This is a genomic window from Bdellovibrio bacteriovorus (assembly GCF_002208115.1).
Lineage (GTDB): Bacteria > Bdellovibrionota > Bdellovibrionia > Bdellovibrionales > Bdellovibrionaceae > Bdellovibrio > Bdellovibrio bacteriovorus_C.
The window spans coordinates 1,311,958-1,330,042 of the sequence record NZ_CP020946.1; the positions used below are offsets into that span (position 1 = coordinate 1,311,958).

14 protein-coding genes are annotated in these 18,085 nt (G+C 51.2%); 7 read left to right on the forward strand and 7 right to left on the reverse strand.

The annotated features are described in order from the left end of the window. The first annotated feature begins 3 nt into the window (after positions 1–3). A complete protein-coding gene (locus B9G79_RS06400; protein ID WP_088564782.1) occupies positions 4–1,470 on the forward strand; it encodes a fibrinogen-like YCDxxxxGGGW domain-containing protein in 1,467 nt (488 codons plus the stop codon). 74 nt (positions 1,471–1,544) lie between these two features. On the opposite strand, the gene B9G79_RS06405 is transcribed toward B9G79_RS06400, so the two are convergent. The 5 genes from B9G79_RS06405 to B9G79_RS06425 all read right to left on the reverse strand — a co-directional run bounded on the left by B9G79_RS06405 (position 1,545) and on the right by B9G79_RS06425 (position 6,501). Beyond that, positions 1,545–1,766, reverse strand: coding sequence for a hypothetical protein (locus B9G79_RS06405; RefSeq protein ID WP_011164976.1), 222 nt, complete (start codon positions 1,764–1,766; stop codon positions 1,545–1,547). Between the two features lie 72 nt (positions 1,767–1,838). Next, entirely contained in the window at positions 1,839–3,296 is a 1,458-nt protein-coding gene (locus B9G79_RS06410; RefSeq protein ID WP_088564783.1) for a sensor histidine kinase, read from the reverse strand. Next, positions 3,274–3,957, reverse strand: a complete 684-nt coding sequence (locus B9G79_RS06415; RefSeq protein ID WP_088564784.1) for a response regulator transcription factor — start codon at positions 3,955–3,957, stop codon at positions 3,274–3,276. The genes B9G79_RS06410 and B9G79_RS06415 overlap by 23 nt, the downstream gene beginning before the upstream one ends. After that, the gene (locus tag B9G79_RS06420) at positions 3,938–6,055 is read right to left on the reverse strand and encodes an LTA synthase family protein (protein ID WP_088566799.1); all 2,118 of its coding nucleotides are present in this window, start codon (positions 6,053–6,055) and stop codon (positions 3,938–3,940) included. Before B9G79_RS06420 ends, B9G79_RS06415 begins: the two co-directional genes overlap by 20 nt. 35 nt (positions 6,056–6,090) lie before the next feature. Next, positions 6,091–6,501 (reverse strand): hypothetical protein, encoded by a 411-nt coding sequence (locus tag B9G79_RS06425; protein WP_088564785.1) that lies wholly within the window; start codon positions 6,499–6,501, stop codon positions 6,091–6,093. A 92-nt stretch (positions 6,502–6,593) separates the two neighbouring features. Between B9G79_RS06425 and B9G79_RS06430 the strand changes: the two genes are divergently transcribed. The 5 genes from B9G79_RS06430 to pdxH all read left to right on the forward strand — a co-directional run bounded on the left by B9G79_RS06430 (position 6,594) and on the right by pdxH (position 10,407). Next, positions 6,594–6,836: a Sec-independent protein translocase subunit TatA/TatB gene (locus B9G79_RS06430; RefSeq protein WP_088564786.1), complete on the forward strand. Its 243-nt coding sequence runs from the start codon at positions 6,594–6,596 to the stop codon at positions 6,834–6,836. After that, a complete protein-coding gene (gene selD, locus B9G79_RS06435) occupies positions 6,833–7,885 on the forward strand; it encodes a selenide, water dikinase SelD (protein ID WP_088564787.1) in 1,053 nt (350 codons plus the stop codon). Before B9G79_RS06430 ends, selD begins: the two co-directional genes overlap by 4 nt. After that, on the forward strand, positions 7,875–9,014 hold the full coding sequence (gene mnmH / locus B9G79_RS06440) for a tRNA 2-selenouridine(34) synthase MnmH (RefSeq protein ID WP_088564788.1): 1,140 nt from the start codon (positions 7,875–7,877) through the stop codon (positions 9,012–9,014). The genes selD and mnmH overlap by 11 nt, the downstream gene beginning before the upstream one ends. A gap of 103 nt (positions 9,015–9,117) precedes the next feature. After that, entirely contained in the window at positions 9,118–9,813 is a 696-nt protein-coding gene (locus tag B9G79_RS06445) for an FKBP-type peptidyl-prolyl cis-trans isomerase (RefSeq protein ID WP_088564789.1), read from the forward strand. A gap of 3 nt (positions 9,814–9,816) precedes the next feature. Next, the gene (gene pdxH / locus B9G79_RS06450) at positions 9,817–10,407 is read left to right on the forward strand and encodes a pyridoxamine 5'-phosphate oxidase (RefSeq protein WP_088564790.1); all 591 of its coding nucleotides are present in this window, start codon (positions 9,817–9,819) and stop codon (positions 10,405–10,407) included. A gap of 227 nt (positions 10,408–10,634) precedes the next feature. Here pdxH and B9G79_RS06455 read toward each other — a convergent pair whose 3' ends face one another. Beyond that, positions 10,635–11,078, reverse strand: coding sequence for a pseudoazurin (locus B9G79_RS06455; protein WP_232469228.1), 444 nt, complete (start codon positions 11,076–11,078; stop codon positions 10,635–10,637). 328 nt (positions 11,079–11,406) lie between these two features. Between B9G79_RS06455 and B9G79_RS06460 the strand changes: the two genes are divergently transcribed. Continuing rightward, entirely contained in the window at positions 11,407–15,231 is a 3,825-nt protein-coding gene (locus B9G79_RS06460; RefSeq protein ID WP_157678744.1) for a tail fiber domain-containing protein, read from the forward strand. 24 nt (positions 15,232–15,255) lie between these two features. Here B9G79_RS06460 and B9G79_RS06465 read toward each other — a convergent pair whose 3' ends face one another. Continuing rightward, the gene (locus B9G79_RS06465; protein ID WP_088564792.1) at positions 15,256–18,078 is read right to left on the reverse strand and encodes an LVIVD repeat-containing protein; all 2,823 of its coding nucleotides are present in this window, start codon (positions 18,076–18,078) and stop codon (positions 15,256–15,258) included. Positions 18,079–18,085: the final 7 nt, after the last annotated feature.

An 18,085-nucleotide genomic window follows, 5' to 3' on the forward strand; every position in this document is an offset into this window, starting at 1 on the left:
AATATGAAACTGCGAATTGCATTGATGATTATGATGGCGCCATTTGTTTTGGGGATCAACACCCTGAGCGAAGGCTATCGTATTCCGGTGGGCGGTTCCACACGTGTGTACGTCCCTTACGTAAGCTCTCAAGGGTCCTGCTATATTGTGACCAACAATCACGCCAGCAGTGATCTGTTCGTGCCTACCAAAACTTCGACCGAATGGACTGCGTTTATCGGTGCATCGAAGCCGGCATTCATTGTGGCGACTCAGTGCTATCCGAAATCCTGTAAAGAGATCAAAGATCTGATGGGAAGCCCGACCGATGGCACCTATACGATTGATTCGGATGGGACCGGAGCGAATGCGCAGTATTCCGCGTATTGTGACATGACGACCGACGGCGGCGGCTGGACACGCATCTTCCGTCACAACACGGCGGGCGGCTATTTTGCGAGCACGGCCGATGCGCAGTCTAAAAACACCGGTGCTCCGACGGGGAATCTGTATTCGCAACTGACCAAAATTCCAGACTTTGCAACTAACGGCAAGTATCGCTTCCGTCAGACGTGGCCCGGGTATTCCAATAAAAATATCTGGCTTCAGAGCACAAACCCGCTTAGTGACGTGGTTGTGAGCGGGTGGACGCCCATCATGGCAACAGCGATCACCGATAAATGGGGCGGTCTGGAACTGGGGAACGGAACCCACGGCCCTATCAACAACAATCAGGCTTTGCTGGATGGTTCAGTGCAGATTTCCGACTGGTGGTATGCGATCGGATCGACGGTGGCTTATGGAACACCTGCGGGAATTCCCGCCGCCAGTTCCATGATCGGAACCGGGGCCGGCGTGGCGGAGGTGAATCTGTGGATCAAAGAGGACGACACATACACCACCTACAACTCCTGTAAAGCGATCCTGGATGCGGGAGCGTCCATTGGCTCGGGACTTTATACGATCAATCCCGGTGGTGGCGGCGCGATTCCGGTTTACTGTGACATGACCACCGATGGTGGCGGCTGGACTCGAATTCTGAACCACAATTATTCCGACGGAGTGTTTGCCAACGTCGCAGAGACGTTAAGCTACAACTCGGGGGCGCCGCTTGCGGGCCGCTACTCGATCATGGGCCGAGTGGCTGGATTCTATCGCTCTGGCAAGCTGGAGTTGAAAATCAACTGGCCGGGCTCGGGCAGTGCCATCCGCAACTGGTGGACTCAGACCAGCAACTTCACTTCACAACCGGTGGCCGGATATGTGGCGGTGGCGATTGAATCCACCTCGAACTATTGGGGTGGTCTTGAATACAATGGTGCCAGCAACACAGCTTTGGCCGACGGTTCGGCCAATCACTCGAACTGGTTTTATGCGGTGGGGATGATGGCTCCGGCGGGGTATGGGACTCCAGTGGGGATTCCGGCTTGTGATACGGTTACGGGGGCGGGGACGATTGGTGTTCCGCGTGTGGAACTCTGGGTGAAATAATTCAACAACATTTTCAGGAATAAAAAAAGGGAACCCGGAGGTTCCCTTTATCACATCTTTGCTTTCGCGAAAGACTAGTGACCAGCAGGAGCTGTAGTAGCAGGAGCAGCTGGAGCTGCAGCCGCTGCAGGAGCAGCTTCTTTAGCGTGTTTTTTCTTAGCAGCTTTTTTCTCAGCTTTAACTTCAGCAGCAGGAGCAGCTGGAGCAGTAGTTGTAGTAGCAGCTGGAGCAGTTTCGTTAGCGTGAGCAACAACACCTGCGAAAGCGATAGTCATCAAGATAGAAGCGAATTTCATAGTAACCTCCTAATGGTTCTTTGTTAGCTTCAATTGCGAACTAGGAAAGGCTAACAAACGGGGTTAAATCGATTAAATGTTTTTAATTTCAAAGCCGAACTTCGCACCGGTCCCTGAATGATTCTGAGCACTTAGCTTGGCATTATGAAGGATGGCGATTTTTTGCGCGATGGCTAAACCTAGACCAAAGCCTTTAACACGAGTCTCCATATTGGAGCCGCGCGAGAAGCGCTCAAAGATGAACGGCAGCTGTTCTTCCGGGATGCCAGGGCCATTGTCTTCCACCAGCAGTTCCGTTGTTTCACGGCCGTGATTAACCGTGACAGAGACCACTTCCTGATTCGGTGAATACTTGATGGCATTTTCCACGATGTTCACAATGAGATTCGTCAGCAGATCATTGTCGCCACGAATGTGTTTGTGCTCTTCTCCGGTTTCATTGTTAATTGTGACTTTCAGTTTGATGTCTTTGGACTTGGCCAGTTTCTCACAACGAGTCAGCGCTTCGAAAACCAGTTCATCAAAGTCCAGGTCTTCCAGATTCAGGGCGCCAATACCCGCGTCCACACGGGCTAGCAGCAGCATCTCCTGCACGATGCTGGAAAGATTGTCCACTTCCTGCAATGCACTTTTAATGAATTGATCCACATCACGCTTTTCCGTTTTTTGCAGCAGTTCCATTTCACCACGCATGATCGTCAGCGGGGTCAGCAACTGGTGTGAAGCATCCGCGACGAAACGCTCCTGTGACTGAAAGGCCTGCTGGATACGGTCCAGCATTTCATTGAGCGTCAAGGACAGTTGTTTGATTTCGTCGTTGGCATTGGGGACGGGGACTCTTTTGGAAAGCTCGGTGACTTTGATTTCCTTGGCAATGTTAATGATGTTGTTCACCGGGTTCAGCGCGCGGGCCGACAGGAACATTCCGCCCAGGGTGGCCACGAAAAGCACAAACGGAATACCCAATTGCAGCAGCGTCAGACGTTTTTGAATCTGGGTTTCCATCAGGGTCATCGGCACCGCAATTTGCAGCATCAACTGGGGTTTGGCGGCGTTATCCAGCGGGAAGGAAATCAGCCGGTAGGAATCGGCCTCGGCCGAAGGGATGTTGCGGATGTGTTCAATGGTTCGATAGGTGGCTTCTTCACCTTTCCAGATGCGTTCAAAATCCTTCTTGTAGGGCGGATTGAATTCACCGAAATTCCCGACTCGCGCCAGTACGGCCCCGGAGCTGTGGCGCACCTGAATCAACGCGGTTCCCAGAGGGAAGGGAAGGATTTTACCGTGATCCAGTCTTAAAGGCGGAAAGCTTAAATCGCCCTTGATGCCGATTTCGATCCCGTCAGAAACGTCGACGCAATAGTTGAAAAGCGCATCATCGAAATCCTGTTGAAGAGTGTCGATCATCATCTGGAACAGGAACATGTTAAAAAAGACCGTGGTCGCGCCGAAGATCAGCACGAAGATCAGTGACAGGCGCAGACGGATGCTGAAGCTTTGAAAGAAGTTATAGATTTTCTTTAAGAACATACCCTGTGCCCACCACCGTATGAATCAGACGTTTCGGGAACGGGACATCGATTTTTTTGCGCAACAGATTGATATAGACGTCAATCACGTTGCTTTCAGAATCAAAGTGAATGTCCCAGACGTGTTCAGCGATAGAGACCCGCCCCAAAGGACGCTCTGGATTTCGCATAAAGTATTCCAGCAGGGCAAATTCTTTGGAGGTCAAAGAGATCTCCTGGGAATTTCTGCGGGCTTTGCGCTGGATCAGATCCAGTTCCAGATCCGCATACTTCAGAACATTGGTGGTGGTGCCGTTGATAGGGGCTTTACGGCGAAGCAGGGCGCGCACGCGGGCGTGAAGTTCGTCAAAAGAATAAGGTTTGGTCAGATAGTCATCCGCACCGGCATCCAGTCCGTGAACCTTGTCCTTCGTGGTGGACAGTGCCGTCAGCATCAGGATGGGGCCTTCATAGCCGTCACGGCGGATGTGGCGGGCGGTGTCGATACCACTTTGATCCGGCAGCATCACGTCCAGAATCACCAGATCATAATCGCCTTGAGCCATGTAAGATTCCGCGGCAGAGCCGCTTTCAGCCAGGTCCACGGCATAGCCGACCTCATTGAGGCCCTTTTTCAAAAAGTTCGCCATTTTTATCTGATCTTCAACGACTAGAATCCGCATGATCCACGGGCCCTTTCTGATCTTGCTTTTCTTTCATGAAATAATAATCCAGGACACTCATCAGGGATTTGTATTTCACGGCGAGTTGTTTTTTATGATCGGTGTTTTCCCCACGGACCAGGCGCTCATAGCGGCCTTCCCAGTCCAAAGGAATGTCGTTTTCTGGTTTGCTGGCTGTCAAAACCCCGCCGGTGCGATCGGCAATCAGGTTGAATGCATTCACCGCAAAGTCACCGTTTTTATCAAACAGGTCGCGACCCAAAGCTGAATACGGAACTTCCGACAGAGCCAGATTGTAAAGCGTCGGGGCAATGTCAGCCTGCGAGCCAAAAGTTTCCGGATCCAGTTTCTTGCGAATGGGCTGTGGCAAATAAAGATAGAACGGCACCGAGCCTTTTTGCAAAAGCTCCTGTTCAGTGAAATTCACAATCCAGAACGTATGATCGCCGGTGATGGCGACAATGACCTTGTCTTTTAAAGGCGAGTTCTTAAGCTTCGTCATGAACTTTGCCAACTGGTCAGAGGAATAACGATAAGTCTTAAAGCGTTTTTCCGCCAAGGTCGCATCGCCAATCAGACGGGACTTCAACTCATCCGGCGTTTTAAGATCCGGCAACTTGTAAGAGTTCGGAAGCTGATAAGGCGGGTGATTGGTTGTGGTCATGGTCAGCAGGAACTGTGGTTCCGTGCTTTCGTTCAAAGTCTTATAAACGTAGTCGAACAGCTCTTCATCATAAACGCCCCAGTCATGGCGCTCTTTAAGTCCGCCAAGAGCTTCGGCCATTTCGCTTTCACCTTCGACGGTGTCAAAGCCCTGCTTTATCGCAAACTTGTTCACTTCACGCCAGCCCGGATTGCCACCGTAAAGGAAGCGCGCTTTGTAGCCAGCACTCTTAAACACTCTTGCAGTGCTGGAACGGAACGGCACCTGCAGGTAATCACTTTCCGTCAAAAATTCGCCGATGGGTCTTTGTGGGGAGCCAATCATCAGACAGCTCAGGCTGCCAATCGTGGCATTGGTGCTGGAAAGGAAATTCGTGAGGTAGGTGTCTTCGTTCAGGTGCTTTTGGAAATCACCCAGCAGATTGAATTCCGGGTTGTTATAATTAAACCAGTAAGCCCCCATGGACTCCATCACCAGTAACAATACATGCGGACGGTTCTTTTCAGCCCAGGCGTTTTTGGGTGTCTGACGCTTCATCAGATCCAGGGGGTCGGCCGGAACCTGATCCACAGGGATCTGATAGAAATCGGCAAAGGCCTGACGGTAATTGCCGCCGTATCCATAATGGCGCAGATTGCTGTCCCACTGGGAAATCTGCTGGGCTTTCAGTTCCACCGCGCGGCCAAAGGCGCGCACGCCATTGAAGCTGAGGTGATTCACAAAAATGCTCTTGGAAATCCCGGTGTCCATTTCACTTAATGGAAACAGGGCCAAAGAACCCCGGGCTCCGATGCCGTTCAAAACAAACAGTGCAAAGAAGAAAAGCACAAACACCGGGTAAGAGATTTTTTGCACTCGCCAAGGAAGCCATTCACGCCCTTGAGTGAAATTGATTTTTAGACCTTTCCACAAAAGATAAGTGAAAAGTCCCAGGCCCAGGAATATCCACACTGCCGGATAGTTGCGCCAGATGGTTTTGGTGATGGCGACGGTGTCGTCTTCGAAATATCCAAAGATCAAAACGTTGATGCGGTCCTGATAGAAGCTGTAAAAACCAAAGTCCACCGCCGTGATAAACATCACGATGAACAACATCACGGTGTAGTACGGCACCAGGAAAGCGGTGAAGCGGGAATAGATGCGGGTCAAGCCCGCTTCAAAACCCTTCCAAAATGTGAAGAGGCTTAAGAACAGCAGAATCAGCAGGGGAACGGCATTCACGTAAAACAGCACCGTGCTGTCAAAGCGGAAGCCCAGAATGAAGGCCTGAATCACATGCGGGGTCAGTTGCGAAAGTTCGCGGGCATCGCCAAAAGTGGCCATAAATGCCCAGCGCCAGATGGAACCGATAATCAGGAAAGCGACATTCACGATCAGAATGCGCTTGAGATATAGCCAGGATTGATTGAACCAAAGTGCCCGAGTGTTTTTCATTGAGGAAGTGAAAATCTCACTTCCCGGGCTTAGGATCAATCTGGAATTTTACCGAAATCCCATTTCTTGTTTGGGTCGTCAGGCACAATCACTGTGGATTTCGGGGCGGCGGAAGCCTCCACGGATTTGATGCGTTTTTCACCATCGGCCGAGACCTGCACCGGAGGGCCCCCCGGCTTGCGGGACTTCTCAAGGATCTTCAGCAGTGCGCCATATTGCGGCAGGGAGCGGGGCAGGGTGTAGGCACCCTTGGCTTTTTCGCCCTCAAAGAAGACCTCCACTTCATCGGAAATCTCGCGAACAACGCGGACTTTGGCGGAAAAACTCTCTGTTTTCTCCTCTTCCGCTTCCTGCTCATAGATGGAAGTGTTCATTTTCTTGGCTTTAGGTGGGTTCTGGGCCTGTGCATTACCGGCCAGAGCCAGCATCATGATGAAACTCAGCATCGTATTTCCCCTTTCTCAATATAATGCACCTCCTTTTGTTGCCGCGCAATAGGCCTTATGCTAGGGTTTCGGTGTTCTAACGAGGAGACCTTATGAATTTGGGTTGGACAGAAATCCTGCTTATCGGTGGTATCGCTTTGCTTCTTTTTGGACCAAGCAAGCTTCCCAATTTGGGACGTTCTTTGGGTGAATCCATCCGTGGTTTCAAGAAGGGCTTGAATGAAGATCCTTCTTCCGACGAAAAGGAAGCGAAACAGCAGATCACTCAGAATCCGCAAAGACCGGTGAATGAGCAGCATCAGACTGAAGAGAAAAAAGAAACTCACAACTCATGACTTCCCCAAAAATTTCCCTGACCCAGACGGTGCAAAAAGGGGGCTGTGCTGCGAAAGTGGCGGCTTCCGAATTGCGTGAGATCCTGAAGCAGGTGAAATTTCCGGCGGCTCATCCGGCCTTGATGGTGGATGGCGGCCTGTTTGACGATGCGGCGATTTATCGTATTAACGATGAAATCGCCCTGGTGCAAACCCTTGATTTTTTCACTCCCATTGTCGACACCCCCAAACTGTTCGGAGAAATCGCCGCAGCCAATGCGCTGAGCGACGTTTATGCCATGGGTGGAAAACCCAAAACCGCGATGGGTATTTTGGCGTTTCCTCTGGCGACTTTGCCTAAGGAAGTGATCGTCGATGTCATGCAAGGGGCCAGTGACAAGATCGCGGAAGCTGACGCCAACTTCGTGGGCGGACATTCCATTGATGATGACACTTTGAAGTTCGGCCTTTCCGTGACAGGATTTGTGAACCCGCAACAGGTCTGGACCAATGCGGGTGCGAAAGTCGGGGATCATCTGATTCTGACCAAACCTTTGGGTACGGGCACGTTGACGGCAGGATTGAAGCGTCAGGAAGTGCAGGAGGCGGACATCATGGAGGCTTTGCAGAGCATGGCCACCGTGAACAATGCCGTGGATTACATGACTCCGGTTTTGAAGTCCGAAGTGCATGCGGCGACTGATATCACCGGCTTTGGTTTGTCCGGTCACGGAATGCAACTGGCCAACGCAAGTCAGGTCAGTCTGCGGATTTCATTCAGTCAAATCCCGCGTTTTGCCAAGGCATTGTCGTTCCTGGAAAAAGGTTTCCTGACCAAGGCGCACCGTTCGAATGCCGAATACACGAAAGAATCCATTTCTGTGACCGGTCTTGAGTCGTTGCAGCAGCACTTGCTGCATGATCCGCAGACCAGTGGTGGGCTGCTGTTGTCGGTGTCCCGCGAGGTCAGTGCCGACATGGTTCAAGCCTTGCGCGCAAAATTCAAATCTGCTGAAATCATTGGAGAGGTTTTGCCTCGCCAGGATAAAGCGGTGATCTTTGAGCCTTAAAAATATCAAACCCGATGAGTTAAAACGACTGTTCCAGCAGAACATTCCGTTGATGGATGTTCGTGCTCCGGTGGAGTTTCAACAAGGCTCTATTCCTGGGGCCGTGAATCTGCCCATAATGAATGATGAGGAGCGCGCGCAAGTTGGGACGGTTTATAAAAACCAGGGCAACGAGGCCGCAGTGAAACTGGGGCATGAACTGGTTTCCGGTCCCGTCAAAGAGCAGCGGGTGAACGCCTGGAAAAGTTTTGTCCAGGCAAACCCCGAAGCCGTCTTTTACTGTTTTCGTGGCGGTCAGCGTTCGCGCATATCTCAGTCCTGGCTGAAAGCGGCCGGAATTGAGCGCCCCCTGCTGGTCGGTGGGTACAAAGCTGCCCGCAACTATCTGATCAAGCAGATCGAAGAATTTTCTGTCCGGCAGCCGCTGATTGCGGTGTCGGGGCCGACGGGCAGTGGGAAAACGCATTTTCTGCGCAGTCTGAAAGACTATCCGGTCATTGATCTTGAGGCTCTGGCTCGTCATCGGGGTTCGGCCTTTGGCAACTGGGAGGTTCCACAGCCCACCCAAGTGGACTATGAAAACAGTCTGGCCCGGGAAATCCTGCTTCTTGAGGACAAAATTCAAGGAAAAATCAAACCTGTGGTGGAGGATGAAAGCCGTTTGATCGGGCGCATCTCGCAGCCAGCCACGTTCTTTATTCGTCTGCGGTCTTCGCCGGTGATCTGGATTGATGAGCCGCTGAATGTCCGGGTGGAGAATGTTTTTGACGATTACATTTTGAATTCCTCGATCGGCAAAAGCCTGGAGGCGGCGCCCCGTTGTGCGGAAGAAAGCGACATCCTTCGTCGCCAAGCCCTGGATCTTTTTGCCCGCTATCGCCAGTCTTTGACGGCCATTCACCGGAAGCTGGGAGGTCTACGAACCCAGGAAGTGATGGCCGATCTTGAAAAGGCCGAGATGGAATACCTGAATCATGCGGAGCTATCCGGCAATAAAGTGTGGATAGAAAAGTTGCTGCAATATTACTACGATCCAATGTATCTGGGATCTTTGGATCGGCGCCATGTGACGGTCCTGTTCAAGGGAACCCGCGCTGAGGCGGAAAAGTTTCTGCTAAGTCAGGTCTGAACTTAGCCTCATTTCTCTGCGCGTTATCTATTTGAAAATAATAGAAACGAGCGCAAGATAAAACCTTTAGTATTTAAAACAAAACCCCTTAAGAGGAGACAGCATGAATAAATTGGTCCTTGGTGGTCTGGTTGTTGCGGCGATGGCCTTCACAACAGCTTGCCAAAAGAAAGTTAAGCTCGACACTGATATGAAAAAAGCGAGCTATGCTATCGGTCAACAAATCGGTGGTAACTTGAAACAACAAAACATCGACTTCGATGCAGATGCATTGGCGATGGCTTTGAAAGACGCAGCAGCAGGTAAAAACGAAATGTCTAAAGAAGACATGCAAGCTGCTATGATGAAACTTCAAGAAATGGCGATGAAAAAACAACAGGAACAAGCTGAAGGCAATGCTAAAGCTGGTAAAGACTTCCTGGAGAAAAACAAATCTGCAGCGGGCGTGAAAACAACTGCTTCCGGTTTGCAGTACATCGTTGAAAAAGAAGGCACTGGCGCTTCTCCTAAAAAAGAAGACGTAGTAAAAGTTCACTACAAAGGGACTTTGACTAACGGTGAACAGTTCGACTCTTCCTACGATCGTGGTCAACCTGCTGAATTCCCAGTTGGTGGCGTGATCCCAGGTTGGACAGAAGCTCTTCAGTTGATGAAAGTTGGCGGCAAAGCCAAGCTTTTCATTCCACCTGAGCTGGCTTACGGTCCATCCGGTCGTCCTGGCATTCCGCCAAACTCTGTACTTGTTTTCGACGTTGAGTTGATCGACATCGTTAAACAAGACACTAAAAAGAAAAAGTAATTAATGTTCGACATTAACAAAGACCCTTTTGAGCATTTTGACCGCCTGATGAAAGAGGCGGTCGCAAAGCAGATCCCGGAAGCCAACGCCATGTCGGTGGCGACCGTGGATGAAAAGGGTGTGCCCTCCGTGCGCATCGTCTATCTTAAAGAGGTGAGCAAGGGGGGCTTTGTTTTTTATGGGAACTACAATTCTCATAAAGGCAAAGACATCGAGACAAATCCCATTGTCTGTCTGAATTTCCACTGGCCCGCGATCTGGCAACAAATCCGCATTACTGGTAAAGCTGAAAAAATCTCGGCGGCAGAAAGTGACGCTTACTTCGCGACACGCGCCCGCCTGAGCCAAATCGGCGCCTGGGCAAGTCATCAAAGTGAAGAAATCCCGGACATTGAGTGGTTGTCCCGTCGGGTTCAAGAATACGAAAAACAATTCGAAGGCCAGGTTGTACCGCGCCCGCCACACTGGGGCGGATGGAGAGTCATCCCAACCGAAATCGAATTCTGGTTCGGCCTGAATGGCCGTCTGCACGAACGTTACATCTACCAGCGCACCTCAGATGGCGGCTGGAAGACATTCTTGCGAAGCCCTTAGCTCCTTCTTTTAAATAGAAAGCCCCTACCTGCCCCCTCGGCTGCGAACAGTCCTCGCGGACGCCATCCCGTTGGGATGAGCTGCTGCGGAACTTGCCGATGGGACAGGTAGGGGCTTTCTATTTAAAAGAAGGGCGTCAGACCTTGTACTTTGTCGACGCCCCCAAAAAGGTGCCTGGTGATTTTTTACTTAGCTTTGTGTCAAATGTCCGTGGGGCGGGCAGTTGATTACTTTACTTGCATTAAATATTTGTCCAGGCGGTCTTTGTTCATGGCGAAGGTTTTGGCCAGTTCTTTGGCTCTGTCTTGCGCCTCTTTGAGGTTGGTTGGGTTGCCTACTTGGATGACGCCGACCATGGCCATGGGCAGGTGGGCTTTGCATTCGTAGACATAGACACCCTCTTCGCTGACTTTGATTGTCAGGGGTTTGTTTGATGGGGCGCTGAAGGCTTTGGCGCTTTTTGGGATCACCACAGAAGACACGTCATGGGCAGGGTCGGTGGGGACGAACTTGATGGTGTCGCCTTTGGCGGCCTTCAGGTAAGCCGGTTCGAAGACCATGATGCCCTCTTTGCCGTTGTTGAGCATTTTGATTTCGTGAGTGGCGGCATTGGCCGCCAGGGCGCCATTAAGCAGGATTACAGTCGCAATAAGTTTTAGATTTCTTTTCATAGAACACCTCTTTCATAGGGGGGATTTCGCTCTTGTTTTTTGAGTTGGTCAAAGCTGTATTCTTTCTTTCATGATGAGCATCATGGTGCTTCCGAATATTTTTTTCGCCCAGGAATCAACCCGAAAAATATAGCAATGAGTAGCTAGGTCCCTAAGTAAGGGAGTGCGTGTATTTGAGTAAGGATCGCTTTTTCGCACGAGCGGCAATTAACCAGCGGATAGGATTTCAGAAAATTGAATGTGACATTGATTTCATGTTTTGACCCTTTTGGCATGTGATGAGGCTGCCGAAAGAGTTAGCACTATGGTGCGACACTTCGGAACGTTCATGATTTTGTGTCTCTTTTTTGGACCGTTGACGTTGTCTGCGGCTCCGCAATTTCTGACTTATCAGGGGCGGGTGCTTAAGAACAACGGTTATCCTCTTGAATATGAAAATGTCAGTTTTAGTTTTGAAATCACAAATCCGGACGGGCTTTGTGTGATTTACCGTGAGCAGGTTAATGGCATCAACATGGTGAACTCCGGAGGAGTTTTCGATGTCGCGATTGGTTCAGGGGCCCGGCAGTATCCGGCGGATGCGGGATTTAATTTGCTCGATACCTTTAATAATGCGACTCCTTTTGTTTGTGATGGCGGCAGCCTTTATTCGCCAGCCTTCAATGACGGGCGTCGTTTGCGGGTGAAATTTCACGATGGAACTGGATGGAAGACAATCACGCCTGATTCCGTGATTCGCACAGTTCCTTATGCCGCTTATGCGTCTTCCGCAGCGAAGCTGGGGGCCTATTCAGCTTCTGATTTTTTATTGAAGAATGTTTTGCCTGTGTGTGGTTCTGGATCTTTCCTTTCCTGGAACGGAAGTGATCTTGTGTGTGAAGGTGTCAGTGGTGCCAGTGGCGGTACTGTGACCCAAGTGTCTTCCGCCAACTCTTATTTGACGGTGGCCAATGGAACTTCAACACCACTTTTGACGTTGAAGGTGGGGACGGTCAGTGGGACCGTTGCGGCCGGTGATGATGCAAGGCTCACGGATGCGCGCACTCCGAAAGGGGCGGCTGGAGGAGATCTTTCAGGCACCTATCCGGCGCCTTCCGTGGTGGCCTTGCAGGGAGTTGCGGTGTCGAACTCGGCACCGGCTTCTGGAAATTACCTCAAGTACAATGGTGCTCAGTGGGCACCGGCTGGAATCAATACCAGTGATGTTAATGGGCTGTCTGCGGCACTGAGCACATATCTGACTCAGTCCGCATTTAATGCGGCGGTCAGTTCTGCCAGTTGTGGTGCGAATCAGGCGGCTTATTGGAATTCTGTATCCTCTAATTTTCAATGTCAGACAATCAACGTGGGTGTGACCACAGTGTCGGGAACCGCGGGGCAAATTGTGGTTAGTAACGGCAGCACAACGCCAACATTGTCTTTGACCAGTGTCGGTACCAGCGGAACTTATTTTAAAGTGACGACGGATGCACAGGGGCGCGTGACTGCGGGGCAAAGTTCACTGGTCAGTGCTGACATTCCGGCACTGAGTTGGACGAAGATCGCTTCGGATCTTCCCACCACATTGGCGGGCTATGGTATCACCAATGCAGTGACCAATGTCGCAGGAACGCCCAGTCTGCAAACAGGTTTGGATGCAAGTAAACCCGCGGTTGGTACTGCCGGTCGTTTGTACGTGGCCAGTGATACCAAACGAATCTATCGCGACACGGGAAGTGTGTGGGATCTTATAGCCTCTGCGGCGGGCGCCGGTGGCACTGTCACCAGCGTGGCCACAGGCACGGGTTTAACTGGTGGACCGATTTCCACGACAGGAACCATCTCGTTGGCGAACACCGCAGTGACGGCGGGCTCGTATGGTTCTGCAACGCAGGTGCCGACATATACGGTGGATGCTCAAGGCCGATTGACGGCGGCTTCCAACGTCACGATTTCCGGAGTGAGCCCTGGTGGGGTCGCAGGTGGAGATCTGACTGGTACCTACCCGAATCCAGTTCTGACTGCGACGGGGGTTGCGGCCGGGACCTATCCGAAAGTCACCGTTGATGCCAAGGGACGGGTGACGGCTGGCGCGGCCCTTGCGGCTGCGGATATTCCTGCACTGGATGCTTCAAAAATTACGACCGGCACCTTTGCCGCCGCAAGAATGCCGGCGTTCACGGGAGATGCAACTTCCGTGGCGGGAGCCACGGCGTTGACACTGGCGGCTTCGGGTGTTTCGGCAGGGACTTATAAATCTGTCACTGTGGATACCAAAGGGCGCGTGATCGCGGGGACGAATCCGACAACTTTGAGTGGTTATGGCATTACTGATGCTGTGACCAATGTCGCCGGAACTCCCAGTGTGCAAACAGGTTTGGATGCAAGTAAACCCGCGGTTGGTACTGCCGGACGCTTGTACGTGGCCAGTGATACGAAACGAATCTATCGCGACACGGGAAGCGTGTGGGATCTTATTGCCTCTGCAACTGGTTCTGGCGGCACGGTCACCAGCGTGGCCACAGGCACAGGTTTAACTGGTGGACCGATTTCCACGACGGGAACCATCTCATTGGCGAACACCGCGGTGACCGCGGGAGCCTATGGTTCCACGACGCAAGTGCCGACATTCACTGTGGATGCTCAAGGCCGATTGACGGCGGCTTCCAACGTCACGATTTCCGGAGTGAGCCCGGGTGGAGCCGCGGGTGGAGATTTGACTGGCGCCTACCCGAATCCAGCTCTGACTGCGACGGGGGTTGCGGCCGGGACCTATCCGAAAGTCACCGTTGATTCCAAGGGACGGGTGACGGCTGGAGCTACGCTTGCGGCTGCGGATATTCCTGCACTGGATGCTTCAAAAATTACGACAGGAACCTTCACGGCAGCAAGGATGCCGGCATTTACCGGGGACGCAACATCAGTGGCAGGGGCCACCGCATTGACACTGGCCGCCTCGGGAGTGACGGCTGGGACCTATCCGAAAGTGACGGTGGATACCAAAGGCCGTGTGACGGCCGGCGCGGCCCTTGTGGCTGCGGATATTCCAGCACTGGACACCTCCAAATTGACGACGGGAACTTTACCGATTGCACGGGGCGGAACCGGTTCGACAACTGGATCAATTACTGGTTCTGGAGCACTGACTTTTGCTGCAGGAGGGACGAATCAGAACATCGTATTAACCCCCAGTGGTACTGGCAGAACGGTGTTGAATGGAAATGTAGGCATAGGAACCACAACACCCGCTGCAGATTTGGAAATCAAAAGAGCATTTGGAGCGGGGGGGCATATTCGAATCGGGGATGGCTATGATGCCAATTCTTTTGCATCCCTTGGGTATTCAGCCTACGGGGCCAACCTGATTATTTCGTCAGGGTCTTATTGGAACGGAAGTGATTGGCAGGCCACCCACACTTCAGCTTCGCATGTCTCTGTTGGGCCTGACGGGGTGATGTTTAAAAATACCAAGGGTCTTACAATTGGTGGCTCTGATCCCCTTAAAAACATGGTGCTGATTGGGGGCACGCAGAATCGATTGGAAATTTATCCACAAGCAGCGACAGTCGAAGGTGGGGAAATCTATCTGCAAGCTGCGGGAAATGCCGGGGCGACGGCAGATGTGTCATTGGATAACTATAACAACAGATTCCGTGTGATTGTCGGCGGGGCTGAACAAATGGTTGTGGCAAGTTCGGGAAATGTCGGTGTGGGGCAGACAAGTCCATCCTATAAGATGCATGTTAATGGGACTGTTGCCGGCACCGCGGCTTATGTGAATACTTCCGATGAAAGACTTAAGAAGAATATTTCTGTGATACCTGGAGCTTTGGAAAAAATCCTTCGTCTGAATGGTGTGTACTTTGACTGGCGCCAGGATGAATACCCTGAATGGAATTTTGAACAGCGACACGATGTGGGGGTCCTTGCTCAGGAAGTGGAAAAAGTTTTTCCTGAAGCGGTTCGCACTGACGAAAAAGGTTATAAAGCTGTGGCTTACAGCAAGCTGGTGCCGCCCTTGATTGAAGCAACCAAAGAAATCAACGGAAAGTGCGAGATGAACGTGGCGCAGATCCGCGATTTGCAGGATAAAGTAACTGTCCTTCAAAAAGAAAATGAAGAATTAAAAAAGCGCTTAAGCGCCATTGAAGAAAAACTCAACGGGGCCCTCTGAGGAGGGCCTTAAATTTTCAACGATCTATTGATGGATGTTGTCGATGTCCGAGATATCAAACACCTCTATGCCATCATACAGCAGGACGTAGAGATAGTTTCCTTTAATGACAACAGCCTTGGAATTCGCCCCGCCGAACAGGGTTTTGTTCATTGTGGTTTTCAGAGTTGGATTCAAAGGATCAGTGACATCAATGACTTCCACGTGGCCGGAGTCGGCAACAAAGACGTAATTACCTTTCTTGGCAAGTGAGATCGCGGTCCCCGCAGTGTCGTAGGTGGCAACGGCTGTCGGGCTTGCCGGGTTGGATACGTCAACCACCTGCAGTCCGGCGGTCCCGTCGGCCAGGTAGGCATAGGTGCCATCCAAGATCGCATGTCGGGCAGATCCTGGAGAATTGTAGGTTCCACTGAGGCTGGGGGATGTCGGGGTGCTGATGTCAAAAACTCTTAGACCGGTTGAACCGCTGGCAGCCAAAAGCATGTTTCCGCTGACTGTCAATTCCATCATGCTTGCATAAGACGGAGATGCCACCTGCAAGATATTGGCCGGATCTGCAACGTTATAGATGCCCAGAAAAGATCCTTCGATGGTGTAAAGTAAAGAACCCTTCTTGGCGAGAGCGTTGATATAGCCTCCGGTGGCACTGAATCGGGCGCTGCTTCCTAAAGAAACAGGGTTTGCAGCATCTGTGATGTCGATTGTGCGAATGAAATACTGGTCGGCGACGTAAAGGATGTTGTTTTCTTCAATAGGGGCTGCAACGACAGACATCGAGTTGATGCGACTTGTGAACTCGGGTCGCAAGGGATTGGAATTGTTCAAAGTGACGATACCCATGAAAGAGTCCGGCAGATAGATGTGACTTGCGCCAACAGTTATTGAGTTCACACTCATCAATGAAAGGGGGTTTTCCATTCTCAGATACTTTCGAGAACTGGAATTCAGTATTCTCAGACCGGTTTCTTCGTCAGCGATATATACGGTGCCGCTCAGGGAAGTGATTCCCAAACACCCTCCCAGAAGGAACGAGTCGATCCGTACGGGACTTGTCGGGGTTGCAAGATCCCATTCGTGCACACCCACGTCATAGTTGCATGAATAAAGCTTGTTTCCCAGGATCGTCATACTTTCCGGGGTGTCTGTTTTGGTGTCCTTGCTGATAAGAGTTGGCGCCGCGGGATTACTGATGTCGAGGACACCAAGGCTTTCGCTGCCACCGACGTAGATCAGAGATCCCGACTTAATCAGGCTGTAAGAAGTCGCCGTGCCGCTGGGATAAGTGTACGAGCCGACCACAGTGATACTGGCCGGATTTGAAATGTCTATAATTCTTAATGTGGTTGCTCCGGCCAGATAGGCATAGTTGCCTTCCACTATGATATCGTTGGCGGTGTAAGCATAGGTCCCAGCAACGGCCGGTGCCGCAGGGTTGCTGACGTTGTAAATGTAAAGGGCCCCTGAATATGCTAGGTACACAAAGTTTCCGGACTTCGCAATTTGTCTGGCTGAGCTTCCGTTGTCGATGTTGCCGATATCAGCCGGGCTGGCCGGGTTGCTGACATTCAATATCTTCAAACCAGAGTTGTTCATAGCGGCATAAACGTAAGTACCGTCATAGATCAGCTCCCGGCTGCATCCGGATTCGGTGGTGCTGAGCAGAGTTGGTTTGGCAGGATTGCTGATATCCACCATCAAAAGGCGGCCCCAGTCGTTTTCGCAAACGGCGGCAATGGTTCCAACAACAGAGACGGAGTTGACCCAGGATCTTTGGGGTCGATAGGCATAGGGAACGTGAGGCTGCGCCGGGTTTGAAACATCGACCGCAGTAATGCCATATGTTTCAACTGCCATGAAGATGTGGGTGTCATTGCTGGCAAATCCATAGGGCTCGCCCCACCAGCGGGTGGTGTAAGGGGTCGCAACCCCTTTAAAAACTGGAGTCGCCGGAGTCGAGATATCATAGACTGTTATGCCGTCGTAGAAGTCCATGGCAAAAAGATAGTTGTTTTTGATTTCGATCTGAGTAAAGGCATTGTAGTAATTGTACTGATCATAAAAGTTGGTCACCAGTGCAGGGGCAGTCTTGTTGGTGATATCCAGAATGGTGATATTGTCCCAATCCACGGTTACAAAGGCATGGCTGCCTTTGACTTTCACATCCATGGCATCACCACCCACATTGTAACTGCCAATTTGCGTGGGGGTGGACGGGGTTGAAATATCAAATATCTTTACTCCATCCCACTGGTCGGCAAGATATAGATAATTGCCATCAATGCTCGCAGAAAGAGCCACGCCCGTTGTGTCGATAGTTGTAACCAAAGTGATATTGCCCGGATCGGAAAAATCAATCACGCGCAAGCCGCTGGCGCCGTCCGGAACATAGGCAAGACTGTTTTTGACAGCTACTCTTTTTGGAGCTGTTAAAGTCACGGAAGATCTGGCGACCGGACCTGCGGGATTTGAAATGTCAAAAACCTCCAGAATTCCGTTGTTGTAACTGACAAAGGCCAGATCATCGACCTTCGTAAGTTTGCTCACTGTATAGGTTTTGAAAGAGTTGACCTCAACCGGCGTGTAGGGGTCCGTCGCATCCAGGATGGTCAATCCTTTTCGCCCCCCGGATATAATGTAACTTCCCGATATAAGAACATCATATTGAGTGCGACCGTAGCCCCAACGATCAATCTTGTCACTGATGATTGGAGCCGGAGGGGTCGGACCTGGATCCTCACTGCCGATGTCCGCTTGTTGAACTCGGCGAAAAAGTTCGGCATTCACAAGGCCACAAGATGTGGTTAACAGAAGAAGACAGTTGATGATGATTTTCCAAAACGTTCTCATAGAGAAC